At 52.7% G+C, this 17542-nt stretch carries 17 protein-coding genes; all 17 read right to left on the bottom strand.

Annotated features, from left to right (window positions below; genetic code table 11):
* Positions 1-67 precede the first annotated feature (67 nt).
* The 17 genes from HMPREF9469_RS19190 to HMPREF9469_RS19110 all read right to left on the bottom strand — a co-directional run bounded on the left by HMPREF9469_RS19190 (position 68) and on the right by HMPREF9469_RS19110 (position 17515).
* The gene (locus HMPREF9469_RS19190; RefSeq protein ID WP_007865449.1) at positions 68-466 is read right to left on the bottom strand and encodes a TIGR02530 family flagellar biosynthesis protein; all 399 of its coding nucleotides are present in this window, start codon (positions 464-466) and stop codon (positions 68-70) included.
* Positions 467-516: 50 nt separating this feature from the next.
* Positions 517-1077 carry a flagellar hook assembly protein FlgD gene (locus HMPREF9469_RS19185; protein ID WP_007865437.1) on the bottom strand — a complete coding sequence of 187 codons (561 nt, stop codon included), beginning with the start codon at positions 1075-1077 and terminating at the stop codon, positions 517-519.
* A gap of 26 nt (positions 1078-1103) precedes the next feature.
* Positions 1104-2657 (bottom strand): flagellar hook-length control protein FliK, encoded by a 1554-nt coding sequence (locus tag HMPREF9469_RS30755; RefSeq protein ID WP_007865433.1) that lies wholly within the window; start codon positions 2655-2657, stop codon positions 1104-1106.
* A 100-nt stretch (positions 2658-2757) separates the two neighbouring features.
* Positions 2758-3207: a flagellar export protein FliJ gene (gene fliJ, locus HMPREF9469_RS19175; RefSeq protein ID WP_007865431.1), complete on the bottom strand. Its 450-nt coding sequence runs from the start codon at positions 3205-3207 to the stop codon at positions 2758-2760.
* Between the two features lie 10 nt (positions 3208-3217).
* Positions 3218-4522, bottom strand: coding sequence for a FliI/YscN family ATPase (locus HMPREF9469_RS19170; protein WP_007865430.1), 1305 nt, complete (start codon positions 4520-4522; stop codon positions 3218-3220).
* Between the two features lie 15 nt (positions 4523-4537).
* Positions 4538-5383 carry a FliH/SctL family protein gene (locus HMPREF9469_RS19165; RefSeq protein ID WP_007865429.1) on the bottom strand — a complete coding sequence of 282 codons (846 nt, stop codon included), beginning with the start codon at positions 5381-5383 and terminating at the stop codon, positions 4538-4540.
* Positions 5367-6374 (bottom strand): flagellar motor switch protein FliG, encoded by a 1008-nt coding sequence (gene fliG / locus HMPREF9469_RS19160; protein WP_007865428.1) that lies wholly within the window; start codon positions 6372-6374, stop codon positions 5367-5369. The genes HMPREF9469_RS19165 and fliG overlap by 17 nt, the downstream gene beginning before the upstream one ends.
* Position 6375: 1 nt before the next feature.
* Positions 6376-7995, bottom strand: coding sequence for a flagellar basal-body MS-ring/collar protein FliF (fliF, locus tag HMPREF9469_RS19155; RefSeq protein WP_007865427.1), 1620 nt, complete (start codon positions 7993-7995; stop codon positions 6376-6378).
* A gap of 59 nt (positions 7996-8054) precedes the next feature.
* Positions 8055-8363, bottom strand: coding sequence for a flagellar hook-basal body complex protein FliE (locus HMPREF9469_RS19150; protein ID WP_007865426.1), 309 nt, complete (start codon positions 8361-8363; stop codon positions 8055-8057).
* A 221-nt stretch (positions 8364-8584) separates the two neighbouring features.
* Positions 8585-9784, bottom strand: a complete 1200-nt coding sequence (locus tag HMPREF9469_RS19145) for an N-acetylmuramoyl-L-alanine amidase family protein (RefSeq protein WP_040416929.1) — start codon at positions 9782-9784, stop codon at positions 8585-8587.
* Between the two features lie 20 nt (positions 9785-9804).
* Positions 9805-10983 carry an N-acetylmuramoyl-L-alanine amidase family protein gene (locus HMPREF9469_RS19140; RefSeq protein WP_040416927.1) on the bottom strand — a complete coding sequence of 393 codons (1179 nt, stop codon included), beginning with the start codon at positions 10981-10983 and terminating at the stop codon, positions 9805-9807.
* 78 nt (positions 10984-11061) lie between these two features.
* Complete coding sequence (locus tag HMPREF9469_RS19135; RefSeq protein WP_007865421.1) at positions 11062-12288, bottom strand: C40 family peptidase; 1227 nt, start codon at positions 12286-12288, stop codon at positions 11062-11064.
* Between the two features lie 341 nt (positions 12289-12629).
* On the bottom strand, positions 12630-13178 hold the full coding sequence (spoVT, locus tag HMPREF9469_RS19130) for a stage V sporulation protein T (protein ID WP_007865419.1): 549 nt from the start codon (positions 13176-13178) through the stop codon (positions 12630-12632).
* Positions 13179-13294: 116 nt separating this feature from the next.
* Positions 13295-14344, bottom strand: a complete 1050-nt coding sequence (gene hydE / locus HMPREF9469_RS19125; RefSeq protein ID WP_007865417.1) for a [FeFe] hydrogenase H-cluster radical SAM maturase HydE — start codon at positions 14342-14344, stop codon at positions 13295-13297.
* Positions 14344-15153: an ABC transporter ATP-binding protein gene (locus HMPREF9469_RS19120; RefSeq protein ID WP_007865414.1), complete on the bottom strand. Its 810-nt coding sequence runs from the start codon at positions 15151-15153 to the stop codon at positions 14344-14346. The genes hydE and HMPREF9469_RS19120 overlap by 1 nt, the downstream gene beginning before the upstream one ends.
* A complete protein-coding gene (locus tag HMPREF9469_RS19115) occupies positions 15150-16331 on the bottom strand; it encodes a FecCD family ABC transporter permease (protein WP_007865413.1) in 1182 nt (393 codons plus the stop codon). Before HMPREF9469_RS19115 ends, HMPREF9469_RS19120 begins: the two co-directional genes overlap by 4 nt.
* A gap of 20 nt (positions 16332-16351) precedes the next feature.
* On the bottom strand, positions 16352-17515 hold the full coding sequence (locus tag HMPREF9469_RS19110) for an ABC transporter substrate-binding protein (protein WP_007865404.1): 1164 nt from the start codon (positions 17513-17515) through the stop codon (positions 16352-16354).
* Positions 17516-17542: the final 27 nt, after the last annotated feature.

Genomic DNA, 17542 nt, shown 5'->3' with positions numbered 1-17542 from the left:
AGTTCTCCTTTTCCAACCGCCCTACCCGTCCGTCATTCGGGGTAAGGATAGCCTCCAAAAGGACCGGCTATATCATAACGGTTCCGTCAATATTGGTGAAGACCGTGCCTTTCAGGCTGTCTTCATTTACCACTGTAACTACTTTATTATTTTTTACATTTACAACAAATGCTGTGGATCCCAAAAGGATCAGCGGCTCCTTTAAACCCTTTTCCTCCGCCATGCGGATCCCTTCATTAAGGCGCTCAATCTTTTCAGAGGATACATCCACTCCCCGTTCCACCACACGCTCTATGGCATGCTTTGAAAAGGACACCTGGCTTTCCTCCCTGATCTTCTGCTCCAGCAGTTCCTTAAAGGCATTGTCGCTGCCTGCCGATTCCCGGGGCCTGTTTGCCGGCGGCTCACCTGGAGTCCCCGTGTATATGGGGGTATGAAGCATTTTATTGTATATCATTGAATCCATTGTTCATCCTCCTGTGCCCTGATGCGGTTACTGTCAGTTCTGTACATACATTACGCCTTGCCGCTGCCCTCCTCCGGATTCTTGTCTTCACCGGGCTTCTTATTCCCGCTGTCATCCGGATTATTGGCCGGCTCGGTTTTGATCTCCATGATCTCGTCCATGTTGTATGACTCTCCATTAACGTAGATCACGAACTTCTCATCCAGAAGTGATATCTTATCCACGATCCCCTCTGTTTTCTTAAGCTCACCTGATACCGTAAACTTGGCGGCCGCTACATATTTGCCCACCAGGGAGGCCACATAGGTGCTCTTTGCATTGTAAGACATTTCCTCCATCTGCTGCATGGTACTGATCTGCGCCAGCTGTGTCACATACTGGGTATCATCCACCGGATTCATGAAGTCCTGATTCTTCAGCTGGGCTACCATCAAGGTGAGGAAATCCTCCATTGTAACCTTTTTGTCCGACCCGTCTCCGAATACGGCGTCTATCACGCTGCCGGAACCTGATGTGCCCTCTGTCTGTGAAGTGTCACTGGTATGATTGTCCGTACCTGCAGGCTCTGCCGCAGTATAGGGCGAGGTGGCATTTGGCATTTGTACTGGCATTCTTTTTTCCTTTCCCTCCCATGCCTTTATACATAGGCATAGAGTCTGCTTATGCGGCTTTCCGCCATCATGCGCTCTGCTTCCATGAGGAGATCCTCATCCGGCGCTCCATATTCCTCATTGCCGGATATCCGGTAACGGTTATGGCCTGCATGAGCCTGCTGTCCGGGATGCTCCTGCATCTGCTGGTTAAACCCGGAGAAATCCATGGTTCCCCGGCTGTCCCGGTACACCTCCTGGACCTGTGCGTTCAGCGGCCTTAACATATCCTTCAAACTCTCCATCTGGCTGGTGACCAGTTTCTCAGTCTCAGGATTTGTGACACCGATGCGGACCGTCAGCTTATCTCCGGCATTTGCCAGGTGAATCACCATATCCCCCAGTCCTTCGGGTTTTAAGTGAACGGTAAGCTCCCTCAGTCCTTCCCTGACGCCCCGCTCCAGACCGGTTTTAAACTGTTCCAGCACCGGTGCCGGTGTGTGTACATCCCCCGCGGGCTCCTCCGGCTTTAAATTTCCATTCAGCCGGTCAAATGCCATCCTTCCGTTAAGATCCATTCCACTGGCATCCGCACTGCGCTTCAGTTCCTCCAGGACATGGTTCACATCCTCCGGCGTCCCGCCTGCTGTTTCATCCTGTTTGGGACTGACGGCTTTCCACAAATCCTGCCTGTCCTGCATCCGGGAACCCGTATCCTCATTTTCCTTACCCGCGGTTTCCTGTTCATTACCCTGAACTGACAGTATCTGACCAAAACTTTCCCTACCTGGATCAGCCGTCCTCCCCAGAGTCCCTGCCGGATCAGGACCTGTCTGCCTGTCCATTCCGGTTGCCTTTTGGGCTGCTTCCTGTACCAATGCCTGTTCCGTGCAGGATAAACCGCCTCCTGCCAGTTCCTGAACCTGCCCTGCATCCTGCTTCAAAGCCTGTGTCCAATATCCGGTTCCAATATCCATAGTTCCATGTTTCCCCGGCTGCAGCACCGTTTCTGTCCCTATGCCTGCGGACCGGATCCCGGCCATATCTGTTATCTGCATCTGTTCCGGCGGAATCTGTGGAAACGCCATCATGGCCTGAAGGCTCATTGCCTCCTCCGGTGTCAGGCTGCTGTCTTCACCTTTGGGGGTCCCGTCTTTTCCGGTACCTTCATCTGTTCCGGCATCTATGCCCTTTCCCCCATCTTGGTCTTTTCCTACTTCTCTGTCTTTTCCTACCTCTCTGCCGTTTCCCGCATCCCGGTCTTTTACACCATGGCTGTCTCCTCCGGCAGTTCTGCCGTTTCCCGCATCTCCGCTTTTTTTGGCATCCTCACCTTTCCGGATCCCCCTGCCCTTTGTTCCTGTCTTGCCTGTGTTCTCCGGGCCGTTTCCTTCATGGCTTGCATCCGCTTTGTTCCCGTAGGTTTGGGACAAGCTGCTATCTTTTAAATTCCTGGTAAATACTTCTGCAAAACCGCCATCTAACCCTGATTTCCCCTGTCTCCCGGCAGAAGGAGCGCCAAAAGCCAGAGCGGACGCCCTTTGGGGGTGTGCCTTTATCTGTGAAAATGCTCCTGCTTGTATCAATGTTTCCGTACTCATCTTTCTCACCTCCTTTCCCATACGCCTTTCTATTCAGAACGTTTTCCAGGTATGTTCCAAAGCGTGTTCATATACACTTTGGGCGGCCCCGGCAAACGCCCTAGGAAACGCCATTTCTGACAAATTCTCCTGCAACATGCTCTGTGATCAAGTCCTGCTGCTCCTTTGCCTCGTCATGGCGGTATTCCTCCAACTGTTTTTCCTTCAGCTTCTCCAGCTTTTTCACTTCCTTGGAAGCCTCTGTCACAATAGAACGCTGCTTTTCCACCTTTGCCTGTGCCCGGGTCAGCTCATCCGCTGTTTCCTCCAGCTGGATCCTGGCTCCCTCCAGCACACTGTGGCAGCCCTTCAGTATAAACACTGTGGTTCCCTGGGCCTGGCGCCTTCCAATATCCTCCTGGATATGGCGGATTATGGATTCACTGTCCCTTTTTCTCTCTTCCAGCTCATCCCTGACAGCGGTCAGCCTTCCAAGGACTCCCTTTTCCTTTTCCAGGTTCTGCTGCTGGTATACAAGCATACGCTCCAGCGTAAATACAAACCGTTTCATATAGCGCCCCTTAATCTGTTGCCTGGATCATCTGGATCACTGCCTCGTCCAAAGAAAAGCTCTCATCTGTTTTCTGCTGAAGGAACCCATATATCCGGTCTATATGCGCCAATGCATCATCTAATTCCGGATTGGTCCCTTTTTTATAAGCTCCGATGGAAACCAGATCACTGTTGCTTTCATATACGGCCAGAAGCCTTCTCAGCTTCCCTGCCGCTTCCCTGTGTTCCGGCATTACAATGTCGTTCATCAGACGGCTGATACTGGAAAGGATGTCAATGGCCGGGTAACGGTTTTTGGCAGCCACCTTTCTGGACAGCATAATGTGCCCGTCTATGATACCCCTCACCGTATCGGATATGGGTTCATTGGCGTCATCCCCTTCCACCAGCACGGTATAGATCCCCGTAATGGATCCCTCCTCAAAGTTTCCGGAACGCTCCAAAAGCTTGGGCAGTTCCGAATAGATGGACGGGGTGTATCCCCTTGCCACCGGCGGTTCCCCTATACTCAATCCCACTTCCCTCTGGGCCATGGCAAAGCGTGTCAGGGAATCCATCATCAGCAGCACATCCATGCCCTGGTCCTTAAAATATTCGGCGATCGTGGTTGCGGTCATGGTGCATTTGGAACGCATCATGGCCGACTGATTGGAAGTAGCCACCACCAGGACCGAACGCTTTAATCCCTCCTCGCCCAGATCCCTGTTGATAAACTCCACCACCTCCCTGCTCCTCTCCCCCACCAGGGCGATGACATTGACATCTGCCTTTACATTCTTGGCGATCATGCCCATGAGGGTGCTTTTTCCAACGCCGCTTCCGGCAAATATTCCCATTCTCTGCCCTTTTCCCACGGTCAGCAGGCCGTCTATGGCCTTAACTCCCATCTGAATAACGGTGTCGATCCTGGGACGTGTCATGGGGTTGGAAGGCTTTCCCGTAATGGTGTAATAGGATACATCCCCCACCGGCCCAAGGCCGTCTATGGGCATTCCCATGGCGTCCACCGTTCTTCCTATCAGCTGATCAGAGACAGCGATGCGAAGCCGTTCCCCGGTGTTGCGCACCGCGCTTCCGTAACCGATCCCCTCCATCTCCTCATAGGGCATGAGCAGCACCCTGTTCTCCCTAAATCCCACCACCTCGGCCATGACAGGGCTTCCCCCCTCCACCACGTCAATGGTACACACATCCCCCAGCCTGCAGGCCGGGCCCATGGACTCCACCGTGGTCCCCACGATCTTGTCTATCTTTCCCAGATAGGTGTATAATTCAGCATTCTGTATTGCCTGCTCGATCTGCCCCATTTCCATATGGTTACCGCCTTATCACCGGCCCTCCAGGGCCGTTAACTGTTTTTTCAGATTAGCCAGCTGTACATCCAGGGATGCATCCACAATCCCCTCCTCGGTCTCCACCTGTACAAAACCGGCGGGCCGGTCCTCTGTTTTGATCCTCAGGCTGCTTCCGTTCTTGCCCATTAAGGGTTTTAGACGCTGCTCCAGCTCTTCCACCAACCCGGAGGCGCGGGCCGGAACATGGACCGTAATACTCCTTTTATCCCGCTCCGAGAGCACTGCCTGCTCGATCAGGTCCAGCATTTCAGTCTCATCTTCTTCCACCCGTTTTCTGAGTATTCTTTCCGCCATCATAAAAGACAATGACGCAATCCTGCCGCACAGCTGCTCTTTAAATCCCTCAAACTCCTGTTCCATGTCTGCCACCGAGCCCCGGATCCCCTCTATATCATGGGAAATGCCGCCGAGCGCATCCTTAAGCCCCTGTGCATACCCATCCTGTCTGGCCTGCTCCTGGATCCTGCCGGCCTCACCTCTGGCAATATTTACTATGTTATCCCGCTGGGCATAAGCTTCCTCCAGAATCCTTGCCGCGGACTGTTCCGCCTGATCCCTGGCATGTTCCAGTATTTTGCGCTTTTCCTCCGATATAAGGGCATAGCGTTTTCCCGTCATTTCAGTTCCGCCGGACAAACCGTTCCCGGGCCATCCGTTCTCAGACCATCCGTTCCCGGACCATTCATTCCCGGACAGGTTCTGTTCCTGCTGTGCGTCCCCCTGCTGCGCGTTCCGGCTGGCTTCGGGCTGGTATACCCTCACCGCCGCGCTGCCCGGAACAGTCTGTGCGGACTTTAATATCCTAGACAATAATCTCATCCTTTCCATCCTTGGAAATTACAATCTCGCCTTCCTCTTCCAGCCGCCGGATCACAGCCACGATCCTCTGCTGTGCCTCTTCCACATCGCTCATACGTATATTATGGAGATATTCCATATCGCTCTGTATGGATTCCCTCATTCGGCCGGACATGTTGGAGAAGATGGTATTGGTAACATCTTTATTGGCAACCTTAAGGGCCACGGACAGGTCCTTTGTATCGATCTCCCTGAGGAAACGCTGTACGGACAGCGGATCCAGGTATGCGATATCCTCAAATACAAACATCAGCTTTCGCACATCCTCTGCCAGCTGCGGATTCTTCATGTTCAGTTCATCAAAGATATCCCTCTCCGTGCTGCGGTCCACATGGTTCATCACATCAGCCACATAGGTCAGTCCGCCCACCTCCATGGTTTCCTCCGATGAGGAGGAGCCGATCTTCTTTTCCAGTACCTCCTCAGCGATCTTGATGGCCATGGGCAGGGCCCGGTCCATATTGGCTATGCGCTCCACCACATCCACCCTGGTGTTCTGGGGCAGGTTGGCTATGATCTTGGATGCCTGTTCCGGAGTTGCGTATGACAGGATCAGGGCCAGGGTCTGGGGATGCTCATTCTGGACAGCAGCCATCAGGGTCTTGTAATCCACCTTCCTGATAAAACTAAAGGCCTTGGTCTTTAATGCCTTGCTGACCCGGTCCATCAGGTTCTTGGCCTGCTGCTGGCCAAAGGCCTTTTCCAGGACCTCCTTGGCATAATCCCTTCCGCCCTCTGTAATGACCTTTTCTGTTACACAGCAATTATAAAAATCCTGGGCAATATCCTCCAGTTCCCCCTCTGTCAGCCTGGGTAGCCGGGTGATCTCCATGGACAGCTGCTCCACTTCGTTTTCCGTCAGATACCGGAACACTTCGGACGCCCGTTCGCTCCCCAGGATGGATATGACGGCAGCAGCCTTTTCAGCTGGTCTTCTCTCTTCTGCAGGCATCTTATTTTTTATCCTCCTTCAGCCATGAACTGATCATGGATGCAATGATCTCAGGATTCATCTGTGCAAAGGACCGCACCTGGTCTACAGGACTGGTCAAGTCCTCCATATGTTTCCCCAGACTGGTCTGAACCGCATCCTCAGCGGCACGCTGCTCTGCACTGTCCGCACCCGCAGCCTCCCCGCCCTCATCCTCAAAATGGGCAAAAAGCTCCTGATCCTCCCTCATGTGTTTCTTCTTCCTGCGGCTCATCAAAAGCAACAGGATCAGCAGGAATAACAGGACACCCACACCGGCTGCAGCCGCAATGGTCCTGTAATCCAGGCCTGTCTGCGCCGGCGCCTGTACCGGCAGGGCCGGCTTTGGAGCGGGAACCGTTTCCTTTGGCATCTCCCGAAAGCTGGAAACCACAATGTCCTCAGGCGCAATATTAGCCGCCTTGGAAGCCGCGTCCACCAGCTGCTGTTTTTTTGCCTCTGTCAGATTGTCGTCATTGACCGTGATGGCAACCGTGGCTTTCTGAAGCTTTACATTATCCTTTTCAATCTGCTTTTTGATGTAGCTTACAAGATAATCCACATCCCTGTAATAGTCTCCCGAGGTTCCCCCGGCAGCGCCAGTCCCTGCTGTTCCGTAGGAGGGTATATCCGTGTTGTTTTCCTCGCCTGCAATGCCGCCCGCGCCGGCAGCTCCTCCCTCAAGGTTCCTTCCCTCCTTATACCGGTCCACAACCCCCTGTCCGTTTTCCTGGGGCTCATAATGCATGTCTTCCGTGATCATCCTGTCGTAATCTATGACCACGGTGGCGGACACGCGAAGCTTATCCGGAGCATATGCCAGGGTGAGGACATTTTTAATCTTGTTCTCCAGGCGTTCCTCCACCTTTGTCTCAAAGTCCAGGCGGTTCAGGCCATAGGCAGTGGTGCCGATATCATCGGAAACCATCTCCTGCATGGTCTGGGCGTTCACTACCGTCACATTTTCCGGAGCCAGCCTTGGAACACTGTCCGACACCAGGTTCTTGATGGCCGACACCTTTTCAGGTGAAAGCTCATAGGAGGGCATCAGGGTGAGTGAGACGGATCCCGTGCTGGAGGGCTGGTCCTCATTCCACACGTAGTGGCTCTCGTCCGGCACATTCAGGGTCACGATGGCGTTCTTAATCCCTGTCATGTCCTTTAATGTGCGCTCGATCCGGTCCTGAAGATTCATCAAGAGGTATTGACGCTTCTCAAATTCAGTGGTTGTGAACCCCATATTATCCGAAAAAATGTCAAAAGGAAGTGCCGTTTTCGGATAACCCAATTCTGACATATCAAGCATGATATCGCCCAACTGGTCTTCCGGAACCGTCACTTCTCCTTCGCTGTTCCTCCTGGCTTCAACGCCCCTTGCATTGAGAACCGTAAGGATCTCACTATTCTCTTCTTTTGATATTCCCGGGAATAATGCAACATAATTCCCGCCTTTGCCCATATTGAGCACAACAGTGGCCGCTAAAGCCACAATAACCGCTACCGTGATTCCGGCAGCGGCTGCCTTTCGCCTTCCGGTACCCAGCATACGGCCTGCGCCGCTGTTTTCCCCGGTTACCGACTTAAATTTATCTCTGATCCCCATAACCCACCACTGTAATCTTTCATTTTAATATCAAAATACGCAAATTTAACGCTTTGTCATCAAACCTGCATTCCCATGATCTGATTGTACGCGTTCACGGCCTTTGATGCTAACTGAGTGGTGAATTCTATGGTTGCCGCGGTCTTTTCCGCCTGTATCAGGGCTGTGTGGAGATGATCCACCTGTCCTGATGCCAGCTTCACATCCATGTCCTGATTATCCTTTAAAGCCTGGTCCGCTTCCTTAACTGCTTCCTTTAGCACATCCTTAAACTCGGTTTTCCTGCCGGCCTGTCCGGCGGACTGTGTGTTGTGCATTTTATCTAAAGACGTAATAACGTCCATTTTGGTTATCGGCACTATGAACATAACTCCCCCTGTAATCCCCCTTGTTTCAACAATATTCTACACTGCCTTCAGTATACGTCCAACAGGTCACTTCGTCAACAAATTTTAAGAAAATTATAACCAGTTTGTAATTTTTTCCGTAAGAATTTACCACATAATAAAAAATATGTAGTTTTTATACAAAAAAACAGGAAGCCAGAATTTTCCATTCCGGCTTCCCGTCATCAGTGCTGCATGTGTTCTCAGCCCCTCCATCTTCCCTCAGAATCAAGGTATCTTCCCTCCACAGAGGTGTTTCTTAACATGGTCCCGTTGTCCGGGTTCATATAATACCACAGGCCGTTGTCCATCAGCCACCCTGTATGCATGGAACCGTCCTGGTCAAAGAAATACTGCTGGCCCTGGACATTCAGCCAGCCCGTGTGCATGGCTCCGTCCTCCTCCAGATAATACCATTTTCTGTTATCCTGGATCCACCCCGTGTTCATGACTCCGTTGATATCCAGGAAATAACTCTTTCCGTTCCTGGTCTGCCAGCCTGTAAGCATATATCCGCTGAAATCAAAAAGATACCATTCCCCGTCTATGTTCTGCCATGTACCTGAGGGATACGTGCCGTCCGTGTTCCTGTACCACCAGCCCTCGTTGTCCTTTACCCATCCGATCTGGGCCGGGGTCAGCTGTTCATTTTTTACAGGTCCGGTCACCGCGCCTGTAAGACTGCACACCTCATCCGCATCAATATCACATTCGTCCGAATACACCCAGTCGCTGCCGGTGATATAACCAAGTTCCTCCGAGTCCTTTGGTATTGCCCGTACCCGAAACTGGTAGGTGCCCGGAAGGGTCATACTGGGATAAAAATCATATGTGGTTGCAATGACCTTGGGCACTCCCTGGATCATCTGATCTCCCCTGTAAAGCTTTAATTCATATGCCCCCGCAAAGGGAACCGCAGACCAGGTGGCCTTTCCGGGAGGATATCCCATCCACTCCGCGCTCTCCGGTATCTCCAGTGTGCCGGACGCCGGCGTCAGTTTCACGGTCAGCAGAAGCGTCTCATCATTGTTGGTCCGCTTAACGGAAGCATAGGTGGCTCCGTCAATCTGAAATTTGCTGGGTCCCGTGGTGCGGTTAAAATAGTATCCGCTTCTGGCATGGATCTCGATCTGTACCTTTGGTTCATCCCCCGGCTCCCAGTATTCCTTATTTTTGTTGGCCCATTTATACGCGCCAATGGTATACAGGTTACTGTCCGTGGTGGTATACACAGTGGCCTCATTCAGTTCATAATCCGCCTGCACATCCGAGCGCACCCGGATGGAGACGCTGGTAATGGGGGTTCTTGTCTCCGTCTTTGCAGCTGCCATGGATGTGATGGACAATGCCGCTGCAATCGAGGCACTCATAATCAGTCCTGCCGCCCTTTTCCAAATATGTATCATTGCAATTCTCCTCCTGTTTACGGTGCCCATATCCCATTCTGACCAATATAGTATTCTCCCACCACCTGGTCCTTCACCATCCGGCCGTCCCGCAGGTCCAGATAATACCAGCTGCCCTGGGATAAGAGCCATCCTGTGGCCATGCTTCCGTCAGGGTTCAGGTAATACCAGTCATCCCCCTGCTGCAGCCATGTTCCGGTAAGCTTCCCCTGTTCCGGATCCAGATAATACCAGATCCTGTTATATTGAAACCAGCCTGTAACCATATCTCCGTTGGAGGTGAGATAATACTCCCTGTCGTTCTTCCACTGCCACCCTGTGAGCATATACCCGTTCATGTCAAAGAGATACCATTTATCCCCGATCATATTCCACTTGCCCACAGGATAGGTCCCATCCTCATTTTTATACCACCAGCCGTTCTGGTCCTGGACCCAGCCCGGAGCCTGGGACTGTGGACCTGTACCATCCTTTTCGTTTACTCCCTTTACTCCCGTGGATACGGACCGCTTGCCGGCGGCCTGGGCGTCCTTTCTGGTGATCTCCTGGTTCTCAGATTCCGCCCAGTCTCCTGCTTTCAGATAATCGGATTCCGACTCCGACCTGGCAACCGCCCTCACCTTAAAGTAATAATCCCCAGCCTCTGTCATATAGGGGAAAAAGTCATAACTGACCGAATTGGTCCTGGGAACATGATAGACCATGCTTCCATCACAGAACAGCTTTACCTCATAGGAGGAGGCGCCTTCCACCTTTGCCCATCTGGCCTTGCCCAGAGGCTTTTCTTCCCAGTACGCGTCCTCCACGCGGTCCAGGGTTCCCTTTACGCCTTTTAGCTTTACCGTCATAGTCAGACTCCGCTTGGCATCGCTTTTCTTGGAAGTCACATAGTCCGCTCCCCGGATGTGGGCGCCGGAAGCATTGATACTGTTAAAATAGTAACCCTCCTCGGCTGCCAGTTCTATGGATACCTTAGGTATGTCTCCGGCCTTCCACTGGGACTTTCCATTGATAAAATCACAGGATACCACATGATACTTTGTACTGTCGGCCGTTGCGGACACACTTCCGCCGTCCCCGTTTGCAACCACGGAGGAGGTCACTGCCACTGCCACTGATTTGATGGCCTCATCCGCATATACCGCTGTAGCCGCAGACCACCAGACTGCCAGACACAGACCTGCCGCCGCTGCCATTTTAACCCCTTTACACACATACCTTCTCCTGCCGGTCACTCCCAAACCTCCCATAATCACTGTATTTTTCATCTTTTATCACGATTGCCACGGCCTTCTGACGGACACAATGGTCCGGTAAGCCGGATCATATCCCACCTTGATGCCTTCCTTTGTGGAGCTGGCGTGGACGATCCTGCCGTCCCCAATGTACATGGCCACATGGCCGGAGTAGCAGACCAGATCCCCCGGCTCCATATCCTCATAGGAAACCTCCCTGCCAAACACGGCCTGTTCCCCGGAGGTTCTGGGAATGTTCACCCCAAAATGACGGTACACGGACTGTGTAAATCCGGAACAGTCAGCCCCTTTAGTCAGGCTTGTACCCCCATATACATAGGGATTGCCCACAAACTGGAGACCGTAATCAGCCACTTCCCGCCCAAAGGAAGTGCCGCCATGGCTTTTGATCATCTCCCTGCGCCGGGCTTCCTCCCTGCTCCTGTCTTCCTCACTGCGCCGGGCCTCCGCCTGCTTTCTCAGGCGTCTGATCTCCTCATTCTTTAAGCGCACTTTATCTGCCGCCCCGGCTGCCCGTTCCCTGGCCTCTGTGAGCTGGGTTGAAAATGTCTCTGACTCCCGCTCCTTTTGGCGGATCATGGATCGGATCTGCGTCTGCTGTCCTCTGTATTCCTGTTCCATGACCTCCATCTCAGACTGCTTTCCCTCCAGCCGCGCCTTCTTCTCCAGTACCTGGACCCTGATCTCCTCGTATTGTGTGATCATCTCCTGATCGTACTGGTAAAGCTGGGAAAAGTACTCGGTCTGGTTCACCACATCCCCGATATTCCTGGCCCTCAGCAGGATATCCAGGTAAGTTATATTTCCCTCCTCATAGAGAAACCGGATCCTTTTTTTCAGCATCTCATACCGCTGTTCCCGGTTCTGTACTGCTGTCTCATAATCATGTTCCGCCGTCTCTATCTGTTGTTTCAGTTCTTCCATATCAGACTCCAGAAGACTGCTAAGCATCAAAAGCCTGGTAAGCTGATCCTCCAGTTCCCGGGCCTGCTTCTGGGTATCATCCCGCTTATGCTCCAGGGAATCCGCCTCCTCCCGGGCCTTCTCCAATTCCTCCTGGGCCTTGTCCTTCTCCTCCCGGGCCTTCTCCTCCCGGGCCTTGTCCTCTTCCTCCTGGGCCGTCCTCTGATCCTGTTCCGTCCTGACTCCGGGCGTGGCCCATACTTCCATGGCCATAAGGAGAACTGACGCCAGGAACACCGGGAAAAGAAGGCGTACCCTGACATGGTAATCTTTTGTTTTCATCTCTGATCTATGTATACCCCTATCTTCCCCATCATGGTGACGTTCCGGTTCGCCTTGGCGCCGGAGGCCTCCCTATCCAAAAGAAGATCATACCGCCTCGGATCAAATTCGCTCTATCCTGCCGCTTCAGAGATGGGGAAACCCTTTGAATGCTGAATCTGCCTGTAAAATTACATTTCCAAATATCAATAATGCCAGTATAGCATAAACGTAACCAGGAAAAAAGCCCTAAATAATAGGATAAAAATCCCGGCACAGGTATCATATCTCCTTTCCTGTACCGGGACATACCCGTAAACGACAGCCCATAAGCCCAAGTTGCCCATGGCTTCCCTTTAATCTCAGCCTTCCATCTGACGGCCCAGAAACCCGGCTGCCGTCACAGCCAGTTTCATTTCCATATCTCCGAACTTGGCCCTGGCTTCCCTGCTCATAAGAGCCACGGCGCCGATGGCGTCCCCTTCGCAGATAATGGGGGCCACAACCTGAGCTGATATGCCCTCCAGTTCCTCGTCCACCAGATGGATGAATGCCTTGTCATCCCTTGCAGCCATCACCGTGTTGCGCTCATTGATGGCCTGTTCCAGCTGACGGCTGATGTTGCGCTGAAGCAGCTCCTTCTTTGCCCCGCCTGCTACAGCGATGATCTGGTCCCTGTCCGTGATGCATACCAGCAGGCCGGTGGACTGGGCCATTGCCTCCGCGTACTGTACTGCAAATGAAGTGAGCTCCATCATGGGTGAATATTTCTTGAGAATGATCTCTCCTTCCCTGTCCGTAAATATCTCTAATGGCGTACCTTCCCTGAGTCTCAGGGTACGGCGGATTTCCTTTGGAATGACCACACGTCCCAGATCGTCAATTCTTCTTACTATTCCTGTAGCTTTCATAAAAAAATTCCTCCATTTTACTCTCTGACATTTATCTTCTTTGTTGCCCGTAAATGTAGTATTTGTAAAACAGAGGAATTTATACTTAAAGTAACCTTCAAAGTAATTATGAGGATTTATGGCTTCTTATAGTCGCCCCGGTCTGTCACCACCTCATATCCGATTGCTTTCATACGTTTTTTTAATTCATTAATGTTGGTGGCAGCTTCCACTCCAGTGCTGATCTTGTTGTCATAGAGCATATATTTCTTGCGCACATCCACTGGTGACAGGTTGGGCATGACCACATTAGCCCCTGCCATAACACCCTGCTCCCGGCCATTTTCCTCAATGGTGCCCAAAGCCGTGGTGGCCGGAAGCAGGACGGAGGGCAGCATCAGCCGGACAATGGCTAAGAGCAGCAGGGTCTGGCGCAGGGTTCCGGCCGGCCGGTCCTTAAACGGGGTATCGTGATGAGGGATAAACGGACCAATCCCCACCATTTCCGGCTGCAGGCCGTACATAAATTCCAGGTCTTCAGCAATATGCTCCGTTGTCTGATAGGGCGCCCCGACCATGATCCCGCACCCCGTCTGATATCCGATGGCTTTCAGGTTCCTGAGGCATTCTTTGCGGTGTTCCGAGGACATCTGAGGCGGATGAAGGCTGGCATAATGACATGGATTGGCTGTTTCATGGCGCAGCAGATACCTGTCCGCCCCGGCGTCAAACCAGCGCTTGTAGGTGTGAAGATCCTTTTCACCCACGGACAGTGTGACCGCACAGTCGGGATAGCTTTTTTTTATGCTCTCCACCAGATAAGCGATTTTTTCATCCGTAAACCACGGATCCTCCCCGCCCTGAAGCACAAAGGTGCGCAGCCCCAGTCCATAGCCGATCCGGCAGCAGTCCATGATCTGATCCGGAGTCAGCCTGTATCTGGCCGCCTTTGGGTTGCTTCTGCGTATGCCGCAGTAATAGCAGTCGTTCTTGCAATAATTGGTAAATTCCATGAGGCCACGGACAAATATCCTATTCCCATAGCTGTTTAACGCTTCGTTTCTGGCCTTTTCATAAAGATAGGTTGCCCCGTCTTTTGTCATATGATCAATGAGGAAACAAAATTCCTCCCTGTCCAGGATCCGGTGCTTTGCCAGCCGGTCCACCAGTTCTTTTATGGTATCCATCACGCACCTCTTTCCATGACTTCTTTTAATCCCACCGGAAGGACACAGGTGTAGGTACGGTCCTTGTGCTTAAGGGGATACAGTTTTACCTCCACCCCAAACGCCTCATCCAGATGGGACTCGCTGAGCACTTCCTCTGTGGGGCCGAACATGGTAAAACCACGGGGGGTGAGGAGAAGGGCTTTCTGGGAAATGGACAGGGCGTGCTCCGGGTAGTGGGTGTTCACCACCGCAGAGATACTCTTTTCCCTGCACAGCCGTTCAATGGTCTCCAGCACAATGAGCTGGTTTCTGAAGTCCAGATTGGATTCAGGTTCATCCAGAACCAGAATAGAGGGATCAGCCGCCAGTGCCCTGGCAATGAGCACCATCTGAAGCTCCCCTCCGCTGATCCTGCTGCACAGCCTGCCTCTCAGATAGCTGATCCCTATCTCTTCCATACAGGCAAGGGCAATGTCCATATCCTCCTTTTTTGGCTGTCCAAATGTACCCAGATGGGCATTTCTTCCAAGGAGCACCATATCCTCTGCGCGGTATGCAAAAGCGGACGCTTTGGCCTGGGGCACATATCCAATCTTCTGCCAAAGCAGATGATAGGGGATCTCCTTAATGTTGGCCCCGTCAATGTATGTGCCTCCTGTCTTCCATTCCAGAAGGCCCAGCATACATTTGAGCAGCGTGGTCTTTCCCGCGCCGTTGGCTCCCAGCACGGACAGCACCTCCGGCTTATCCATGGAAAAGTTCACGTTCTGTAAAATGTACTGGCCGCGGGAATATCCAAATCCGCCGTCTCTCACTTCAAATTTCATAATCGGATTCCTCCTGTCTTTCTCAGGAGCAGTATGAAGCAGGGTGCTCCTATAAGGGCTGTCAATATGGATACCGGTATCTCCGATGCCGTGACGGACCGGGCCAGGGTGTCAATGATAAGCATGAACACCGCCCCAAAAGCCATGCTGGCAGGCATTACGGAGCTGTTGTCATTTCCAAATATCATCCGCACCATGTGAGGGATGAGAAGACCCACCCAGCCGATCTGGCCGCACATGGATACCACGGCGGCTGTGACCATGGCTGACCCCACGATCACCAGGCTGCGGATCCGCTTCACCGGGATCCCCAGGGATTTTGCCTCATCCTCAGGCAGGGACATGGAATTGAGTTTCCACCGCAGCATGAACAAAAGCATGCTTCCCCCTGCGATAAAGGGCGCTCCCATTACCAGGGTGGATTTTGTGGTGGATGCCATGCTTCCCATGAGCCAGTAGGTGATGGAGGGCAGCACATCCTGTGGATCCGCGGCATATTTGATCAAAGACACCAGGGCTGAAAACAGGGAACTGACCATCATGCCTGCCAGTATGATCATAAGGGGAGGCATGGTTCCCTTGACCCGGCCCACGCTCCAGGCCATAAGCACTGCCGCAACACCCAAAACCATGGCAAGCACCTGGATGCCGAATGCAGGAAGCCCTAAAAGGATGCCCAGCACAGCCCCAAAGGATGCGCCGTTTCCCGCGCCCAGGGTATCGGGCGTGGCCAGGGGATTGGCAAAAAGCCCCTGGAAGGCTGCGCCGGACGCCGCCAGTCCCCCGCCGGCCAGAAGGGCTAATATCACTCTCGGAAGGCGGATATTGGTGATCACGGTCCTGACCTGGCCTGATACCTCCACCTCAGGGAATGCACCCGGAACCAGCACGGCTGCCAGCTCCCTGGGTGAAATGGTAAAGCGTCCCACGGCCATTGCCCCAGCCGCACACAGGAAGATCACTGCCAGGGAACCCAGGGTCCAGTAACGGTTCCACCTTCGGGCGCCGGAGATTGCCTGTGCAATTTCTGTGCCCGGCTGGCTGTCCCGATCTGAGGATGACCTGCCCCGGATAGAGGAGGCTGGGTGGGCTATTCTGGCCGAATCTAAGGCAGCTGCACCGCAAAGCGGGGCAGTCAGCCGGGTACAGTATTGTCTCAAACAATCTCTCACATTCATGTTTAATCCATCCTTACTTTTTATTTCTTATAGCCCGCTGCCGCGTCACGGCCCGGGTGGTACATCCTCTCCACCTGTTCATCGCTCAGCTTGACACCGTACATGGCCTGATAGTAGTCCTTCACCTCCTTGGTGATGTCCACATCCTCAAACAGGTCCGGATACACCTGTTTAGCCATCCACAAAAGGGTCATGGGCGTATCCGTGCTGGGCGTATAGCTTCTGTAAGTGCCCAGAGGAAGCTTATACACATGCCCGTCCTGTACTGCCTTTACCGGGCTCCAATCGTCCTGCCCCACTGCATTTTCAAACAGGTCCTCAGGCTGTACCGGGGTAAAATTGGTGATAAAGATCACATCCGGGTTCCACTCATAGACCTGCTCCATATTGATGACGGCATTGGAATTTTCTGCCGCCACTCCCTCTGCCGCATTGCGTCCGCCCACGGCATCACACCAGAACTGCCCAAAGAACTTTTTGCCCGAGGTGATCATGGTGGTGTCACTGTAATTAAACAGGAACAGGATATTCTTTTGCTCCTCCTTCTTCAAGCCGGATACCCGCTTCTGGATATCTTCATAGACTTTCTGGCTGTACTGGGATACTTTGTCTGCAGTGTCTCCTTTTTCAGGGAAGATCTGGCTTAAAAGTTCCACCCAGTGATCATATGTCTCAATGCTGTCATAATCCCACTTGTTCACAGACACTGCTACGGCTGCGAATCCGGCTGAAGTCAGGGCCTCCCCCATCTCCTTGCTGCCTGCATTGTAGAATACCACATCCGGCTCCAGCTTCATCAGTTCCTCCATATTGATGTCGCTGCCGTTCATAAAGTCCGTGCTGGCATTCAGGATATCCGGAAACAGTTCTCCCAAAAGCCCGGTTTTTGCAGCGCTCATACTGGCCGGATTCATACCCACGATCTTTTCACCCGAGCCCAGGAATACGGTGATGATGGAGGGCAGGGGAAGAATGTCCGTGACTACCACACGGTTCACCTGCGCCGGGATCTCCACCTGGTTGCCCGCGTGGTCGGTGATGGTCTTAGGTCCTGACTGGTCCGCGGTTTCCGCTTCCTGGTGATCCGATGCCTGCACATTCGTCCCCCGGGCGTCTGCCTGGCATCCTGTCAGGCCTGCCACCCCAAGGCATAGACTTAATATTACTGCTGTTAACTTTTTCATAATCTCTCTTCCTCTCCTTTGCCCGGA

The sequence above is a fragment of the [Clostridium] citroniae WAL-17108 genome, assembly GCF_000233455.1.
Classification (GTDB): domain Bacteria; phylum Bacillota; class Clostridia; order Lachnospirales; family Lachnospiraceae; genus Enterocloster; species Enterocloster citroniae.
This window is presented reverse-complemented; position numbering and strand designations above follow the sequence as displayed.

Bases quoted from the DNA above. Each gene is read 5' to 3' on its own strand.
- HMPREF9469_RS19190 (WP_007865449.1), bottom strand. From the start codon at position 466: ATGGATTCAATGATATACAATAAAATGCTTCATACCCCCATATACACG.
- HMPREF9469_RS19185 (WP_007865437.1), bottom strand. From the start codon at position 1,077: ATGCCAGTACAAATGCCAAATGCCACCTCGCCCTATACTGCGGCAGAG.
- HMPREF9469_RS30755 (WP_007865433.1), bottom strand. From the start codon at position 2,657: ATGAGTACGGAAACATTGATACAAGCAGGAGCATTTTCACAGATAAAG.
- fliJ (WP_007865431.1), bottom strand. From the start codon at position 3,207: ATGAAACGGTTTGTATTTACGCTGGAGCGTATGCTTGTATACCAGCAG.
- HMPREF9469_RS19170 (WP_007865430.1), bottom strand. From the start codon at position 4,522: ATGGAAATGGGGCAGATCGAGCAGGCAATACAGAATGCTGAATTATAC.
- HMPREF9469_RS19165 (WP_007865429.1), bottom strand. From the start codon at position 5,383: ATGAGATTATTGTCTAGGATATTAAAGTCCGCACAGACTGTTCCGGGC.
- fliG (WP_007865428.1), bottom strand. From the start codon at position 6,374: ATGCCTGCAGAAGAGAGAAGACCAGCTGAAAAGGCTGCTGCCGTCATA.
- fliF (WP_007865427.1), bottom strand. From the start codon at position 7,995: ATGGGGATCAGAGATAAATTTAAGTCGGTAACCGGGGAAAACAGCGGC.
- HMPREF9469_RS19150 (WP_007865426.1), bottom strand. From the start codon at position 8,363: ATGTTCATAGTGCCGATAACCAAAATGGACGTTATTACGTCTTTAGAT.
- HMPREF9469_RS19140 (WP_040416927.1), bottom strand. From the start codon at position 10,983: ATGGCAGCGGCGGCAGGTCTGTGTCTGGCAGTCTGGTGGTCTGCGGCT.
- HMPREF9469_RS19135 (WP_007865421.1), bottom strand. From the start codon at position 12,288: ATGAAAACAAAAGATTACCATGTCAGGGTACGCCTTCTTTTCCCGGTG.
- spoVT (WP_007865419.1), bottom strand. From the start codon at position 13,178: ATGAAAGCTACAGGAATAGTAAGAAGAATTGACGATCTGGGACGTGTG.
- hydE (WP_007865417.1), bottom strand. From the start codon at position 14,344: ATGGATACCATAAAAGAACTGGTGGACCGGCTGGCAAAGCACCGGATC.
- HMPREF9469_RS19120 (WP_007865414.1), bottom strand. From the start codon at position 15,153: ATGAAATTTGAAGTGAGAGACGGCGGATTTGGATATTCCCGCGGCCAG.
- HMPREF9469_RS19115 (WP_007865413.1), bottom strand. From the start codon at position 16,331: ATGAATGTGAGAGATTGTTTGAGACAATACTGTACCCGGCTGACTGCC.
- HMPREF9469_RS19110 (WP_007865404.1), bottom strand. From the start codon at position 17,515: ATGAAAAAGTTAACAGCAGTAATATTAAGTCTATGCCTTGGGGTGGCA.